Origin of the sequence: Bartonella tribocorum (assembly GCF_002778015.1) — a bacterium.
Taxonomy (GTDB): Bacteria; Pseudomonadota; Alphaproteobacteria; order Rhizobiales; family Rhizobiaceae; genus Bartonella; species Bartonella tribocorum_B.
In genome coordinates, this window is record NZ_NJPP01000003.1 from 134,603 (window position 1) to 151,825 (window position 17,223).

Genomic DNA, 17,223 nt, shown 5'->3' on the forward strand with positions numbered 1-17,223 from the left:
AATGTTCTTTCTACGAGAGTATAGAGAGTTTAAATTTTTTTGATAAGGAATGCTATGGAATAAATGATTTATTATTCTTTTATAATGCAAGGAATATCTCTATTTTACAAGTATTTAAAACAAACGTGCAAATCAATAAATACATTACTGTTGTTAAAAGATAGAAAATGATAAATGATTGTGCTACCTCCTCTTTCAGGATAAGCGGTATGGTGTGTGTGAATAATTTTCTGAACATACTGGCAAAGAATGGTTTGAAACGCAAATGAATGAAAATAATAAGAGTGAACGGATTGCTAAAAGATTAGCACGTGCTGGTGTTGCCTCGCGTCGAGAGGCAGAAATGATGATTGTTGCAGGTCGTGTTTCTGTGAATGGTACGGTTGTGAAAACGCCTGCTTTTAATGTTATCCGCTCTGATGTTATTAAAGTTGATGGCAAACCTTTATCGCCTATAGAACGAACGCGTTTATGGCTTTACCACAAGCCAGCAGGGCTTGTCACCACGAACCGTGATCCTGAAGGTAGACCTACAGTATTTAGTAATTTACCAAAAGGTATGCCGCGAGTTCTTTCTGTTGGAAGGCTTGACATTAATACGGAAGGTCTTTTGCTCTTAACCAATGATGGTGGTTTAGCGCGCGTATTAGAGCTTCCTGTAACGGGGTGGGTCCGCAAATATCGCGTTCGTGCCCATGGAAGAGTAAAGCAGAGCGCACTGGATAACCTTAAAAATGGTATTGCGATTAATGGTATTTTCTATGGCTCAATTGAAGCATCAATTGAGCGTGAACAAGGGGCGAATATATGGCTTTCTGTCGCTTTGCGAGAAGGAAAAAATCGTGAAATAAAGAATGTTTTAGGGGCATTGGGATTATCAGTTAATCGGTTAATACGTGTATCTTATGGTCCATTTCATCTTTCTGATTTAAAAGAAGGAGCTGTGCAAGAATTAAAAGGTCGGATGTTACGCGATCAGTTAGGGGAGCGTTTGATTATGCAAGCCAATGCAGATTTTGATGCTCCTATTTTAAAACCCTTTTCAAATTCTCCAGTTGTTGCGGAAAATCAAAGCCAGAAGGATGTTTCTACAGCAAATGATGATTGGGTTTTCTCAAGCGAAAGAGTGATACGGCGCAGATCAAAAGATGGGACTGTTGAGCATGATCGCGCACGATTAAGAGCAAAGTCTCATGAGAATGTGAGTAAGGGAAACAGTGAGGAAGGAAAAGCAGAGCGTTTTCTACCGCGCTCTCGCCGTGCTAATGTTTGGATGGCTCCTGGTGCACGTCCGCAGAGTGCACGGAGGAAGTCTTCTTATAGTGAGGAGAAATCACATGATCATAAGGGCGCTTTAGCTGATAAAAAAACCTTTCATCGGGGCAAGGAAAAACGAAAAGATAATTACTTGCAGAAAGAAAAGGGGCACTTGCAGAAAAGGACGGGGGGAAGTTTTGTTCAAAAACATGGAAAAACATCTTATGATGAGGCACGTACCTTTGGTAAGAAAGATCGCTTTTTAAAGGATAAAGAGAAAATGATAAAAGGTGGTCCTGATGAGCGTTCTTTTGAGAGAAAGAACAAGGTAAAATCATTTAGTGGTGCTATGAAAAAATTGAAATCACATGGTGATGGTACAAAAACTTCGAAGCGATTTGGGGGGCGGCGTGCGGATCATCGGCGGTAAATTTGCTGGGCGTGTTTTGTTTTCGCCTGTTGATCAGTCGATTCGGCCAACGAGTGATCGTACACGCGAAAGCCTTTTTAATATTCTTTCTAGCCGTGAAGAACAATTTTGGATCAATAAACGCATTCTTGATCTATTTGCTGGTACTGGGGCATTAGGCATTGAAGCACTTTCACGTGGCGCAAAGGCAGCTGTTTTTGTTGAAAACTCGGTTGAGGGGCGTGGGTTGCTTCAAAAAAATATCGAAGCCTTTGAATTACAGTCTATTGGGCGCATTTTGCGTCGTGATGCAACCAAACTTGGCAATATTGGAACAATGCTTCCATTTGATGTTATCTGTGCTGATCCTCCCTATAGCTGTTGTTTAGGAGAACGTGCTTTTGTAGAAGCTTTGCGAGGAGGGTGGGCAAAAGCTGATACACTCTTTATACTTGAAGAAAAGAAAGATACAATCATTCATTTACCTGACGTGTTTTATCTAGATGATGAGCGTTTTTATGGTGAGACAGCAATACGTCTTTATAAATTACGATCACGTACATCTTGAGAAAATTCTTTTATTTACTTGGTAGGATGAAAAAACACTTCTTTACGGATATATGGTTTCTTTAAAGGTTGAGCAGACAATCAATAAAAGCTTTTCACATTAAAGAAATTGAATGCATTTTAATTTCATTATGTTTTTTCTCTCAATCTCTCTATTTTATGAAGCTTTTTTATAGCTTCAAGAGCGAACTTTTTACGATATATGCTCTTTATAATATCGAGAGATGTTCTCTAATTTTTTGTCCCGCCCCAAATTACTTTGAGGTTTAAGAGTATTGTCCTTAAGTTAGAAGTATGTGTTGCTGCTAGTTTTTGTAAGTTATGGCCTGATTTGTTAATTTCAGAGACATTAAAAATGAAACGGATTGTCAAAGCTTTAGGGTATTATTAAGCTTGATTATCGATGAATATTTCTTTTTCGATAGAATATATATTTTACGACAATGATACCTTTTTATCTCATCTCTTTCGGAGAAATATTAATCATCAACATTTTATCAACAGTTGAAAGCTTTAAGCTATATAGCCTACATTTATATCTTAAATGGTGCGTAAATTCTATCTTTGTGATGTATGAACTTAAAAAACAGATATTTTTATTTAAGCTAGACAATAGTGTTCATTTATACTGAATATTTGTTTGTTTATCTTATTAATATTGCTTGTTTATTAAATTATAACCTATTAAATACATTTGAAAATATTAAATATCTTATCGTTGTGCGGCTTTTAGGGGCATTTAATATATTACTCTTTGTCACTAAAGATACGCGATTTTATATAAAGAGGGGAGAGTATCATGTTTAAATGGACACATAGCGAAGAAATTAGCACAGAAGCAAGTGCAGAGCAGGTTTTGTCTATGTGGGAAGACGTAGCAACATGGCATTGCTGGGATCATGAACTTGAATGGGTAGAACTTTCTGGTGCTTTCAAAGAAGGTGCTATAGGACGCATGAAACCTAAAAAAGGACCAACAGTAACTTTTACACTTGATAAAGTGATAAAAAACGTTTGTTTTTCTGATTATGCTAAACTTCCTCTTACACGCATACGTTTTGATCATGAATATATTTGTTCAAAAAAATCTGGTTCTTCAAAGAATAAAATTCGTCATACTGTAACGATGTCTGGTTTACTTTCTCCTTTCTTTGGAATGATTATTGGATCAAAAATTAAATTACATCTTCGCGATGTAATGATTGAAATGAGCAGACGTGCTCTTACTGGAAATAAAACTATCTGATATGTCTTCATAAAGAAGTTGATCTTTTAAAAGCTGCAGAAATTATAACTCATATGAGAACAAAATCAGTTGTGAGTATGTGACAAGTCGATGAGCTACGGAGCATTTTTTTAGTTGTTGAGATCGTGACAATCATCTTACGGGCTTAATTTTTCTCTAAAGATCTTATGAAATTTATTGAATTTTATTTTTATATGAAAACTTAAAAGGTACTTTTTTCACTGAAAATAAGAAAATTGCAGAAGTTTATGTTGCTTGTATGAAGGTGTAGACCGATATTACCAAGATATTTTCTGATTTCTAATATTGCGATAGCTTTTTTATGCAAATGACAAAACAATAAATTGTGATTATAAATCAAAGTATTGATTGAAAAATTACAAGAGAATTTTTTTGATCACTTTTCTAGAGAGTATAGCGCTAAAAGACTCTAGAAGATAAAATAAGCATACACTTCATTCTCACAAAAATGAATTTCGTATCTATATATTTAGTTTAAATGTTTTTTAAAATTGAATTTTTAAAATGTATAGAGATGGTCGGCTTCTACAAATGTTTTTGTATCTGTTAAAACAATTGTGAGTGATAAGATTGCCAAAATGAGTTGGACGAATTTGTTTATTGCAAACTGAATTGAGAAATAGATACAATGTTGAGTTTATTGATTATCATTTTATGACGATATCATGTCTCTTCATCTTTTAATGGAGAGATGAGAGGGAAAATATTAAATAAAAATCTATCCCGTATTTTGAGATTTTTGTTTCAGGAAAGAAGAATTCCATCAACTTATGCCAGCTTAATAGCAAAGTAACCGATTAAGAATGATGCATAAAAAGATGAGAAATTCTCGTCTAGACGCACTAAACTTTAGAAAAAATGCTACGATTATAACTTATTTTGACAAATATAAAAAAGCGTTCTCCGTAACATTACTGATTATGGGGATAAAGAAGTTTATGACAGTTCATTTTGTTGAAATCATTGAATGAAAGGAAATATTTTCTACGCTGTTGATGTTTTCTTATGAAAGAGCTTACAGAAGTAAAGAAGTAGCCAAAAAGATAAGTTGTTTCTTTATTTTTGCGTGGATATTAAAGAATGCTATAGTAATGAGAAACGTTATTTGATACCAGAGGACAAAAGGTGTGTGGTAGGGCATTTTATGCTTTTTGAATTTTTGAGTATTTTGGTTTAAATCTAAGAGTTATTGCTAAGCCTTCTATTGATTTACGAGGGTTTCTATTGATCTGATTGCAGGGCAGATTTGGCTTTTAAAATGATAAGGGCTCATGAGAAATCTTGAAACTAAAGAGATTTTACGACATATTGCACCTTTTCATAAAGAAGCTAAAAGGGAAGTGATTTAATGCATTAAAAAAAGAATGCATGAGACGTGCGTAATTTATGAGTGAACAAACAAGAATTATATTCTGATTTAAATTTGTCAGAGTGCTTATCAATGTAAATAATATAATATTTTAGGGAGTCTATAATGACTGACAAAAACCAGATTGAGAAAGCGGTTTCATTAGTTGAAGCGGCAAGGCGTTCTGGGGCGGATGCTGCTGATGCTGTTATTGTTCATGGACATTCCACCAGTGTATCTGTCCGTTTTGGGAAAGTCGAGTCGACACAAGCAGCTGAGAGTGACGATTTTACTCTAAGGGTTTTTGTTGGAAAGAAAGTAGCAAGTGTCTCTGCTAATTTAGCATCTTATCCACAAGAACTCGCAGAACGTGCTGTTGCAATGGCTAAAGCTTCTCCCGATAGTTTATTTGAAGGTTTGGCAGATAAAGAGTGTTTGGTTAAGAATCCTAAAGATCTTGATCTTTTTGATGATTTTGTACCAAGCAGTCATTTTTTAACAGAGGATGCTTTAAAAACAGAAGCAGCAGCTCTTGAAGTTAAAGGTGTAAGCAATTCTGGTGGCGCTGCAACAGTTTATGGTCGTAGTGGGTTTATTCTTGTGACCAGCGATGGTTTTTGTGGAGCTTATCGCTCCAGTTACTTTTCACGTTCTTGCAGTGCTCTTGCGGGGGAAGGGACACAAATGGAGCGGGATTATGATTATACAACAGCCTTACATTTTTCTGATTTAGAGGCCGCAGAAACTGTGGGAAAGAATGCAGGGCTTGGTGCTGTTCGACGTTTGGGGGCAGTTCGTGCAGCAACAGGGGGTGTTGATGTTATTTTTAATCCGCGTACTGCTCGCACAATTGCAGGGCATATCGCATCTATGGTCAATGGAGCTTCTGTGGCACGTAAAACGAGTCTTTTACAGGATTTTTTAGGCAAGGCAGTGATGAAGCTTGATGTTAATGTGACCGATCACCCTTTGCGCTTGCGTGGAAATGCTTCTCATCCTTTTGATGGAGAAGGGGTAGAAGGGCAACCACTCAATATTATTGAAAATGGTATTTTAAAAAATTGGTTTCTTTCATCATCTACAGCACGTGAATTGGGCTTTAAAACAAATGGACACGGTGTGCGTTCGGGGTCATTGGTGCAACCGACAAGTACAAATTTTGCTATTGAACCGGGTTTAATATCGCCTTGCGATATGATAAAAAATTTACGAAGTGGATTTTATGTGACAGAATTATTTGGCCATGGCATTGATTTTATTACGGGTCAATATAGTCGGGGGGCTTCCGGTTTTTGGATTGAAAATGGTGAAATTTCTTATCCGGTGAGTGAAGTAACGCTAGGTTCTGATTTGCTTCATATGTTAGCACATTTAACACCGGCCAATGATATTGATCGGCGTTATGGAACAGCGGCTCCAACATTGTTAATTGAAGGAATGACACTTGCAGGAACATAACACGCATCACTCTTCTGATTTAAATCTTTTGTGTGACGTTTGTCGAGAGGCAGGAGATTTAGCAATGCAATATTTTGGAAGCACGTTGGATGTTTGGATGAAAGAGGGTGATTCACCAGTCAGTGAGGCAGATTTTGCTGTTGACCATTTTTTGAAAGAGAAGCTTCTTAGTGCGCGTCCAGATTATGGATGGATTTCAGAAGAAACAAAAGATAATCGAGAACAACAAGATTATGAACGCTTCTTTGTGGTTGATCCTATTGATGGGACACGAGGTTTTCTTTCTGGCAGTCCTTATTGGTGTATTTCGGTTGCCATTATTAAGAATGGGCGTCCTATTGTGGGTGTTTTACAATGTCCGGCTCGAGGAGATGTTTATGCAGCGGTCACGGGTGGAGGGGCAACACGAAATGGGATAAAACTTCCTCGTTTAGCCTTTCAGGTTCATCGAAAATATAAAATTTCGCTTGATAAATCGCTCGCACAAAAATTACCAGATGATTTTCGAAATCGAGTCAGTCTTTACCATTATCTTCCTTCTCTTGCTTATCGTATTGTTCTTGTTGCTCAAGATGAGATCGACCTCGTATTGGTTCGTCCAAATTGTCATGAATGGGATATTGCTGCGGCTGATCTTATTTTGCAGGAATGTGGGGGGCGTTTTTTATCGCTTGATACACCTTTACTATCTTACGGAATTGAACCTTATCAATATGGACTTTTAATTGCTGGTAAAAATAATTGCTGTGAAGATATGATAGATGTTGTTCGTCAAGCAAAGTTAGTTTAATCACATAAAAGCGCGCTAGAATTATCTGAGTGATATGGAGGCACATATGGCTGAAGCCAACGAAAAAAAACAATATTTACATCTTGTATTTGGTGGTGAATTAAAAAATCTTAAGAGCAATCAGTTTAAGAATCCTGATGATTTAGATGTGGTTGGTATTTTCTCAAATTATCAATCCGCTCAAGAAGCATGGCAGGCAAAAGCGCAAAGCAGTGTAGATAATGCATTACAACGTTATTACATCATCGATTTGCATCAATTGCTTGATACTGAAACAGATGATGCAGAGTAAAGCTTGAATATTTGGTCATTATATCCGCTATCTCACGCTTGTTTATCGTGCTCTCTCATGGGGTCTGTCCTTTAAGAAAAACAAAATGTCGTAGAACAAAATACTATTATTATCGTAGATTCATATGCTATCTTAAAAAAATATTTCTCAAGGCGTCAAATTTATTTCATAATGGTGTTCGCGCAAGGTTATAAAATCCATTATTGTATCGCCATCTTTACGCTTAGAATATTGATAATCGCACCATCGTATACTTTGCGAACTTAAAATATTAGAATAAACTTTTAGTACTTGAGATAGGGTATAAGAGGCATAGTTACTTCTTTTTTCAGTATTTTTTTATCCACGTCCTATCTACCTGTCGTGCGTAAGAAAAAAGTTTTGATTACTTCAACATGAGTTGGCTTGAAATAGAAGAATTTTACGATATTCATAGGCAGGCTGCGCCATGGTAAATGATAATACATCAATATATTGCTTAATTATGCGAATATAATGCGCTTAAGTTTCTAGATTTGATATCAGAGTGAGTAAAAGAGTTTAAAAAAAGAGGCGATATATTTTAAAGCGCTTTTGGTAAAATGAAGCATTTACTGATGACAAGGTGGTTTGCGCAAGTTTTTATTGTAAGAGCAATCGGGTATATCCCTTTATTTATAAGCTAAATTTAGATGACAATTGCAATGACATGAAGATGCTTATCATTCATTTATTATTGCTTTTTTGCATAAGGAATATTGTATTGAAATTTTCTTGGTCCTCAAAGTGATGAAGTTGTTGCTCTATTTTTCTTGGTTGTGCAAAGCTAAATATGGAGTTTACAAAACAGTGTAAGCGTAACATTATGATGATTGTAATAAAATAATGTACAGCATATCACGTTCATAAAAAATCTAAGTATTATGAATGTGGATATTTCATATGGAGCAGTAGAGAAAGCTTGAAAAGAAACATTGTATAGTCAATAATTTATCTCTTCCATTGTATTTTGTATATATGCTGTTCTTATAGGAAAATTAAAAAAGGTAGGGATAAAATGTATTTCTTTTCCTTTTTTGTCTTCAATTTTCTCATGAGAGAAATGTTTTTTCTCCAAGAGATGGATGATATTAAAAAAATCTGGATGCAACCAAATAGTATTGATGAATTTTTAAACAAAATAAGGTTATAGATATCTCAGAACAGCTGGATGAGGTGATTTTAAATGGTAGAATTAAAGGCACGTGCTGCTCTTTTAACCTATCGGATGATTGGCTTTTGCTTATGTCCTGTTATCCCTTTTTATTTGTTTTTTCGTGCTATCCGTGGAAAAGAAGAGTGGCGTCGAAAAAAAGAGCGTTTAGGCAAAAGCTCTCTTCGACGTCCTCAAGGTTCATTAGTTTGGTTGCATGCCGCAAGTGTGGGAGAAACACTTGCGCTTGTTCCACTTATTAATCATATTTTATCATTAAAAATCAATGTGTTGTTGACAACGGGGACTGTGACATCTTCTTCTCTTGTGAAAAAACATTTTGGGAATCGGTTGATTCATCAATATGCTCCTTTGGATTTAGATTTTGTAATGCGCCGTTTTATTCATCGTTGGAAGCCTGATCTCGTTTTGATTTGTGAATCGGAAATTTGGCCTCTTCGTATTAAAGAGCTTGCCAAAATGCGTATTCCGCAGATTTTTGTTAATGCCCATATGTCTGAACGTTCTTTTAAAGCTTGGCAAAAACGGCGCGTTCTTGCCAAACATATTTTTAAGGATATTGATTTGGTGATTAGCCAGAACGAAAGAGATGTCATGTATTACCATACACTTGGTGTAAAATCTGTTACGTTTTCTGGTAATCTCAAGGCTGATGTTTTTTTAGTTGAAGATCAAGCCTTGCTTGCACGTTATCGTAATGCTATCGGCAATCGCCCAGTTTGGGCCGCTATTTCAACGCATGAAGGGGAAGAGGAGATAGCTTTTGAGGTGCATAAGATTGTTAAAAATTATTTGCCAGATTTATTGACAATTATTGTGCCTCGTCATCCTGAACGTTTAGAAGATCTTATCAAAAAATGTGACAATCAGAGTTTGCGTTTTATTCGGAGAAGTAGAAATGCTCTTCCAGATATGAATACCGACATTTTATGGGGAGATACGATTGGAGAAATGGGACTTTTTCTTCGTTTATCAAAAGTCTCTTTCGTTGGTAAGTCGTTATGTGGAAAGGGGGGACATAATCCATTGGAATTAGCTTTGCTTGGCTCTGCTATTTTAACGGGGCCTCATTTTTCAAATTTTCAAGAGATGTTCGAACAATTTTTAACGCGTGATGCAGCATGTATGGTTCAAGATACAAAACAGCTTGCAATTCAGGTGTATGAGCTTTTAACAAATGAAACACTGCGACAAGAAATGGTTGATAAAGCCCATGAAGTCGCAACAGGTATGGCAGGGGCACTTGAGCGCACATTAAAGATTTTAGATCCATTTTTACAACCCCTTGTCATACAAACAGGTTTACGTCAGCGTCAGGGTGGATATGCATATTAGTGCCCCCCGTTTTTGGTGGAAAAATAAAAGTTTTTTGCGTTTTTTATTAGCGCCAGTTTCATGGGGATATGGTTATTTTTCACGTCGTTTTATGGCAAGACACCCCCCTGCGATTGATCTTCCGGTTTTATGTATTGGAAATTTTACATGTGGTGGTACCGGTAAAACGCCGGTTGTTATTGCTTTTGCCAAAGCGGCTAAAGAGCTAGGGTTTATCCCTGGTGTTGTATCACGGGGTTATGGTGGCACAGTTAAAGGAGTGCGTCTTGTAAATGAGAAATATGACACTGTATGCGATGTTGGAGATGAGGCTCTTTTACTAGCACGGCATGCGTTTGTCGCTGTATCTGCTAATCGTTATGCAGCAGCACAACGGCTGAAAAAAAAGGGGTGTAATCTTATTTTAATGGATGATGGCTTTCAAAGCCGCCGCCTTTATATGGACTATGCGTTACTTGTTGTTGATGCGATGCGTGGTTTTGGTAATGGAGCTGTCTTTCCAGCAGGACCTTTGCGCGTACCATTAAAAACGCAATTTTCTTTTATGGATAGTGTTTTATTGATTGGTCACTCAGATGCGTGTGATAATGTTGCTGTTCTTGTTGCGCGTAGTGGAAAGCCTTTACATCGTGCTTATCTTAAGGCAAATGCCTCTGATGAGGTTGCAGGAAAATCATTTTTGGCATTTGCAGGTATTGGCAATCCAGATAAATTTTTTCAATCTATTAAAGAATTATCTGGTCATGTGGTGCAAACTTATATGTATCCAGATCACTATTTTTTCACCGATAAAAATTTAACAAATCTTGTACAAAAGGCTCAAAGGCACAATTTATGGCTCGCGACAACGGCTAAAGATTATATCCGTATACAAACAATTCATACGCAAAAAGATTTGAAAAATCTTATTGTCTTTGATGTAGATGTCGATTTTGTTCAAAAAGACTTTTGTCGTATGCTTCTTGAGGAGGTTGTAACCCGCTTTAGAAAACGTTCCTGTGAGTTTTCTTGCCTGAACGGCAAAGGCTAAATTTATAGCTTTCAAGAGTTTATTTTTCTTGTGTTTTTAACAATTGCTTGAGATATGGATTGCATTCAAGTTCACGGCGATAGGAAATTTCACAACTAGCATATGCTTCTTGGCGGTGATGGTTCCAATATTTTAAATCATCTATAGGGATTTTTTGACCGCTAACGGCACAAATGGTGTAGGTTCCATATTCCACAATGTCATATCCGTTATTAGAATAACGGACTTTTGCTTCGCGTTCACCATTGGAAAACATTTTAGTTCCTTATTTATTTGACGTTATTATTCAATAATTATTCAAAAGATGCCATAAGATATCTTATAAAGTCGAGAATTAATTTAAAAAGATTTTTCGTATCAAAATGATTAAGCGTTTATTTTCTGCCAAAAAGCCGTTCTATATCTGCTAATTTAAGTTCAATATAAGTAGGACGGCCATGATTACATGTACTTGTATTGGGTGTTGCCTCTATTTGTCGTAACAGTGTGTTCATTTCTTCTGGGTGTAAAAGGCGTCCTGACCGTATGGAGCCGTGACAAGCCATCGTTGCCGCGACATAATCAAGCGTCGCTTTTAAATTGTTTGTTGTATCATACTCAGCCGCCTCATCTGCGAGATCTTTAATAAGGGCTTGTATGTTGATCTCTCCTAACATGGAAGGCGTTTCGCGCACAAGAATTGCACCAGGTCCAAATGGTTCTATTCCTAATCCAAATCTTTGCAAAGCATCTTTGTGTGTTAAAAGGCATGTTGCATCCTCTTCACAGAGTTCTACAATTTCAGGAATGAGCAATAATTGTGAAGGAAGAGGTTTGGCATAAAGTGCATTTTTGAGTGCTTCATAAACCAATCGTTCGTGAGCTGCATGCTGATCAACAATGATCAAACTATCTTGAGTTTGGGCTATAATATAGTTTTGATGGATTTGTGCTTTGGCCGCACCCAGAGGATAAGATAATTCTTCTGATGAAGATATAGCGCTTGGAATGTAGGTAGCTCCACTTGGTGCATTTAAGCCCTCCATAATAGGAGTGGCATCTTCTTTTAAACCAAAAGAGCTGGTAATATCCAATGGTTTGTGAAGCATTGAAGCAGCGGCAAAATGATGAGGCTGTGGACTGTAAGAAGAGGGTTGGTGAGCATTTTTAAAACTACCCAAAGGTTGTTGTATCAATGGTTTTTGTGTTTGAAAAGCTGCAAGCATTGCTTCAGAACGAGTTGAAGTAGGGCGAATACCAGATTGCTGTAATGCTTCACGAATTGCTCCAACGATTAAACCACGAATTAATCCTGGATCACGGAATCGTACATCCGCTTTGGCTGGGTGAACATTAACATCTACCTCAGCAGGTGGGAGATCAATAAAAAGAATAGCGACAGGATAACGATCTCGTGTCATGACATCAGCATAAGCACCTCGAATTGCACCCCATAGAAATTTATCACGCACAGGGCGCCCATTAACATAAGCAAATTGATGAAGGCTATTATTCCGGTTGAAAGATGGCAAACAAGCAAAACCCGTTAAACGTACCGCCTCGCGTTCAGCATTCAATGCAATGCTGTTAGGGGCGAATTCTTTTCCCATAATTTGCGTAAGACGTTGTAACTGTCCTTGCGTATTATTTTCTGTTGCAGGCAGTTCCATAGATGTTCTGTCTAGTCCTGAAAGAGAAAAGCGGATATGTGGAAATGCGATAGCAATTCGCTTAACCATATCGCTAATAGCATTTGTTTCAGCTCGATCAGTTTTCATAAACTTTAATCGTGCCGGCGTGACAAAAAAAAGATCACGAACTTCAACAATTGTCCCAAGATTTGCAGCAGCTGGTTTGGGCCCTACAATTTTTCCAGCTGTAACGGAAATTTCAGCAGCGTTTTCAGAATCTTTTGTTCGTGAAATGAGTTTAAGTTTAGCAACAGAACCAATAGAGGGAAGGGCTTCTCCTCTAAATCCAAGGAAGCAGATATTGTGCACGTCATCGGTAATCTTTGAGGTACAATGGCGAGAAACGGCTAAAGTTAACTGATCAGCAGGAATCCCATAACCATTATCACTGACTTTGATAAAATTTTTTCCACCATTGGCTGTAATAATTTCAATGCGCGTTGCACCAGCATCAATCGAATTTTCAACAAGTTCTTTGACAACATTTGCTGGTCGTTCAATAACTTCACCAGCGGCAATTTGATTAATAATATTTTCGCTGAGATGGCGTATAATCATAATAAATTCTAACAGGCTTCTTAAGGGGTTTATAGAAAATTATGATAGCATCATTTGTGCAACATTCAAGAATGAGAAGGTATGAAAGGTATTATTTTTTATAACACCCCTTGTTGACTTTTAAAGAGAAGAAAAGTGTTCTTCATGATTGGAAATATTAACAAATCAGTTGGAAAAAATAGAAAAAATAATTTTTATTACCTTTAAATAACTTGCACCAATTTATCATCTAGGTCAAAAAAGAAATAGTGCAAAAAATGGAAGGCAGTATATATGACGCGTATAAGCGGTATTTTAGCAGATAGTGATATACAGGCTTTGATTGATCATAACTTTTTGAAAGCTCAGTATCCATTTGATAGATCTCAAATACAACCAGCAAGCTTTGATCTTCGTTTAGGAGAGAAAGCTTACCGTATACGTGCTTCCTTTATGCCGGGTTCTGATACAAAAGTTTTGGATAAGCTTGAACGGTTAAAGTTGCATGAGTTTGATTTACAAGACGGGGCTGTTTTGGAAACGGGGTGTGTTTATATTGTTCCTCTTTTGGAAAGTTTAGCTTTACCAGAATTTTTATCTGCTATTGCTAATCCAAAAAGTTCTACAGGGCGATTAGATATTTTTACACGTGTCATTACAGATAATGCTCAGGAGTTTGATAAAATTTGTGCTGGTTATCGTGGTCCACTTTATCTAGAAATTAGTCCACGGACATTTCCAATTTTGGTACGTACTGGCTCGCATTTATCACAGCTTCGGTTTAGAAAAGGGCACAGCTATTTAAATGAAATTGAGCTATATGCTTTGCAAAGACAAGAAACGCTGATATCGGATGATCTTCCTAATATTAGTGCTGGTGGTATTGGACTTTCTATTAATTTAAAAGGAGACAAAAACGGGCTTATAGGTTATCGTGGTAAACATCATACAAGTGTTATTGATATTGATAAACGTGCTGTTGCTCACGTTTTAGATTTTTGGGAACCTCTTTTTGATCGAGGTCAAAGAGAGCTCGTTCTTGATCCTGATGAATTTTATATCTTGGTTTCACGACAGTCTGTTCATGTGCCTCCATTTTATGCCGCAGAAATGACTCCTTTTGATCCCTTAGTTGGTGAATTTAGGGTGCATTATGCAGGTTTTTTTGATCCAGGATTTGGGCATAGGGAGGCCGGGGGTAAAGGGGCAAGAGCAGTTTTAGAAGTACGCAGCCATGAAGTTCCTTTTATCTTAGAGCATGGTCAAATTATTGGTCGTTTGGTTTATGAGCATATGCTTAATCGGCCATCAACTCTTTATGGGCATGATGTTGGATCACATTATCAAGCCCAAGGTTTAAAGCTGTCTAAGCATTTTATAATGGGCTGAAAACGACGAATTTTGATAAAATGTATGCAGGAAATGTATTTTAAGCAAGAAAATTATTCTTCACAAAATTGGGTACTGTGCATTCTATTTTCAGTTTTAAAAGTTATGCTCCCCTTGCATTTAAGAGAATATGGAAGGTATTTTAATTGCTTCTTTCAAGAATTTTTTTCCAGGCAAATCTTCTTTTATAATGCGCAAAGAATAGTTTTGATTGTTTCATCATGAGAAGATCTAAAATGAAAGAAATTGACGATATTCAATTTTTATTCAACAGGTCATGCATATATATTATTATAATAAATCAAAAACTTACTAAAATTAGATGGAACAGCAAGCTATTTTCTTTTTAAAGAAAATATGCAAAACTAAATATTGCTATTAACTCTATTTTTTAGAGCGTAAATGACCAGTATATTTTATATCGTACAAAAATTATCATTAAAATAAATAAGTTTTTCACTACATTTTAGTAACAATTTTTAAATGAAGAGCGTTCTAATTTTGGTAATTCATTTATAGCTTCAAGATATAATATTTCCATAAAATTATTCAACTAAAGGTGAAGATCTTCTATGGTTATGAATATTAAAAGTTTTTTATGCTTTATCTGAATGAAGTATTGTATATTTTTATAAAATTTCATGAACAAGTAACATGCCTTGGTTTTGAATATTGATATAAGAAGTTTTCTAGTTGTGCGCGACAGCTTTATGTCCATTATTAATTAAAGGCTTTTTTCCTCTTTTTGGGGAGATTATGGTTTAGACTTAATAACAAGAGACTCTATATTCTTATAAACGATAATATGAGGATTCTCTGAAAGGAAAAATTAATTTACATTACAAATAACGAGGTTTTAATACAAGAGTGCTTGAAGAGGTCGCCATTTCAAGAGTATAACAATTTTAATTGCACATGACAATTTATGAGTGGATATGTTATTGATGCTGTCCCATATTGTAAGGTTTTATATTTGGAAAAGAGAAATAAAGACATTGTTTTTATCAATTAGTTTTTTTTAAAGTTGCAATCTTTGTTATTTCTATTTATTCAATAGAGTATTTGGGGAGGACGTTGAATAATGGGGGTACGTAGATTTGTCCTTATGTATTTTAGGGTATCTTCCCTTTTTATTCAGGAACAATGGTGCCATCAATGATTATTTCTTCAACATTTGATTATCGTAAAGCAGCAAAGCATCGTCTTCCTCCCTTTCTTTTTCATTATATTGATGGTGGAGCTTATGCTGAAGAAACGATGCGACGTAATTGTACAGATCTTCAAGCGCTTGCGCTGCGTCAAAGGGTTCTAAGGCAAGTTGGTGCCGTTGATCTTTCAATTAAGCTTTTTGATCAGTCCCTTGATTTACCGATTGTACTCGCACCTGTTGGGCTAACGGGTATGTATGCACGTCGTGGTGAGGTGCAAGCAGCACGTGCTGCAGCAGCAAAAGGAATCCCTTTTACGCTATCTTCTGTTTCAGTTTGTTCTATTGCAGAAGTAGAGCAAGCGGTTGGAGGTGCATTTTGGTTTCAACTTTATGTTCTCAAAGATCGTGGTTTCATGCGTGATGTACTAGAGCGAGCTTGGTTAGCTGGTGTACGCACGTTGGTTTTTACAGTTGATATGCCAGTTCCTGGGGCAAGGTATCGTGATGCGCATTCAGGAATGTCTGGTCCTTATGCTGGGTTACGCCGTCTTTTACAAGCTTTTACGCATCCCCATTGGGCTTGGAACGTTGGTGTTATGGGACGTCCCCATGATCTTGGAAATATTTCCACTTATCTCAAAAAAAAGATTGCATTGGATGATTATGTTGGTTGGCTTGGTGCAAATTTTGATTCATCAATCGGTTGGCATGATCTACAATGGATTCGCGATTTTTGGAAGGGAAAAATAATTCTTAAAGGTATTCTTGATCCAGAAGATGCGCGGGAAGCAGTGCAATTTGGTGCTGATGGTATTGTTGTTTCCAATCACGGAGGACGCCAACTTGATGGTGTGCTATCAACAACACGAGCGTTGCCTGCAATTGCAGATGCTGTAAAGGATCATTTGACGATTTTAGTGGATTCTGGTGTTCGTTCTGGCCTTGATGTTGTACGCATGATCGCACAAGGTGCTGATGCTGTTATGATTGGTCGTGCTTTTGTTTATGCGCTTGCAGCAGCGGGTGAGAAAGGTGTTATGCACCTCCTTGATCTTTTTGCTCATGAAATGCACGTAGCTATGATACTAACTGGCGCTCAGACAATCGGAAATATTACGCGCAAGAGTTTAGTAAATACAGATGTCTTTAAACAATGAAAATTGCATTTTATACTGCTTTTAGAAAAAGAGAATCTTTTTTATAAAGGAGCATAATTGTACACTTTGCAAATATTTTGACTGTTAACATCAAATAGAGAAGGTTAAACACCTCCTCTATAAAATGATAAAAAATATCCAATCACAAGAATAATATTAAAAAAAATCTTAATAAAAACCAAAGTAGAAAAATCACAAATAATGCGGCATATATTTTTTTGACGTTATCAAAAAGTTATTTTATCCCAAAGTTATATTTCTAAAACCATACAATACCTCTATAACAACGACAAATTGTATTACAGTGAAAAGAAATATTGCGAATGCTGTAAACATTTTTTTTCCTCTTTATAAATATAATACACAATTAAATAC

At 36.4% G+C, this 17,223-nt stretch carries 12 protein-coding genes; 10 read left to right on the top strand and 2 right to left on the bottom strand.

The features are described 5' to 3' along the window. Positions 1 to 265: 265 nt before the first annotated feature. The 8 genes from CEV08_RS02390 to lpxK all read left to right on the top strand — a co-directional run bounded on the left by CEV08_RS02390 (position 266) and on the right by lpxK (position 10,945). The gene (locus tag CEV08_RS02390; RefSeq protein WP_100130191.1) at positions 266 to 1,687 is read left to right on the top strand and encodes a pseudouridine synthase; all 1,422 of its coding nucleotides are present in this window, start codon (positions 266 to 268) and stop codon (positions 1,685 to 1,687) included. Further along, positions 1,668 to 2,234 (top strand): 16S rRNA (guanine(966)-N(2))-methyltransferase RsmD, encoded by a 567-nt coding sequence (gene rsmD / locus CEV08_RS02395; RefSeq protein WP_100130192.1) that lies wholly within the window; start codon positions 1,668 to 1,670, stop codon positions 2,232 to 2,234. The genes CEV08_RS02390 and rsmD overlap by 20 nt, the downstream gene beginning before the upstream one ends. 798 nt (positions 2,235 to 3,032) lie before the next feature. Continuing rightward, positions 3,033 to 3,479: a hypothetical protein gene (locus CEV08_RS02400; RefSeq protein ID WP_100130193.1), complete on the top strand. Its 447-nt coding sequence runs from the start codon at positions 3,033 to 3,035 to the stop codon at positions 3,477 to 3,479. 1,495 nt (positions 3,480 to 4,974) lie between these two features. Beyond that, a complete protein-coding gene (locus tag CEV08_RS02405) occupies positions 4,975 to 6,306 on the top strand; it encodes a TldD/PmbA family protein (RefSeq protein WP_100130194.1) in 1,332 nt (443 codons plus the stop codon). Continuing rightward, a complete protein-coding gene (locus CEV08_RS02410) occupies positions 6,293 to 7,096 on the top strand; it encodes a 3'(2'),5'-bisphosphate nucleotidase CysQ (protein WP_100130195.1) in 804 nt (267 codons plus the stop codon). The genes CEV08_RS02405 and CEV08_RS02410 overlap by 14 nt, the downstream gene beginning before the upstream one ends. A 46-nt stretch (positions 7,097 to 7,142) precedes the next feature. Next, a complete protein-coding gene (locus tag CEV08_RS02415) occupies positions 7,143 to 7,388 on the top strand; it encodes a DUF4170 domain-containing protein (RefSeq protein ID WP_100130196.1) in 246 nt (81 codons plus the stop codon). 1,204 nt (positions 7,389 to 8,592) lie between these two features. After that, positions 8,593 to 9,915: a lipid IV(A) 3-deoxy-D-manno-octulosonic acid transferase gene (waaA, locus tag CEV08_RS02420; protein ID WP_100130197.1), complete on the top strand. Its 1,323-nt coding sequence runs from the start codon at positions 8,593 to 8,595 to the stop codon at positions 9,913 to 9,915. Next, positions 9,905 to 10,945, top strand: coding sequence for a tetraacyldisaccharide 4'-kinase (gene lpxK / locus CEV08_RS02425; protein WP_100130198.1), 1,041 nt, complete (start codon positions 9,905 to 9,907; stop codon positions 10,943 to 10,945). The genes waaA and lpxK overlap by 11 nt, the downstream gene beginning before the upstream one ends. 19 nt (positions 10,946 to 10,964) lie before the next feature. Here the strand turns inward: lpxK and CEV08_RS02430 are convergent, their stop codons facing one another. Then, positions 10,965 to 11,201, bottom strand: a complete 237-nt coding sequence (locus tag CEV08_RS02430; RefSeq protein ID WP_100130199.1) for a DUF2093 domain-containing protein — start codon at positions 11,199 to 11,201, stop codon at positions 10,965 to 10,967. A 118-nt stretch (positions 11,202 to 11,319) separates the two neighbouring features. Beyond that, entirely contained in the window at positions 11,320 to 13,173 is a 1,854-nt protein-coding gene (gene mutL, locus CEV08_RS02435; protein ID WP_100130200.1) for a DNA mismatch repair endonuclease MutL, read from the bottom strand. Between the two features lie 273 nt (positions 13,174 to 13,446). Here mutL and CEV08_RS02440 point away from each other — a divergent pair, with 273 nt between their 5' ends. Next, on the top strand, positions 13,447 to 14,541 hold the full coding sequence (locus tag CEV08_RS02440; protein ID WP_100130201.1) for a 2'-deoxycytidine 5'-triphosphate deaminase: 1,095 nt from the start codon (positions 13,447 to 13,449) through the stop codon (positions 14,539 to 14,541). Between the two features lie 1,155 nt (positions 14,542 to 15,696). Further along, the gene (gene lldD / locus CEV08_RS02445; RefSeq protein WP_100130202.1) at positions 15,697 to 16,848 is read left to right on the top strand and encodes an FMN-dependent L-lactate dehydrogenase LldD; all 1,152 of its coding nucleotides are present in this window, start codon (positions 15,697 to 15,699) and stop codon (positions 16,846 to 16,848) included. The last annotated feature ends 375 nt before the right edge of the window (positions 16,849 to 17,223 follow it).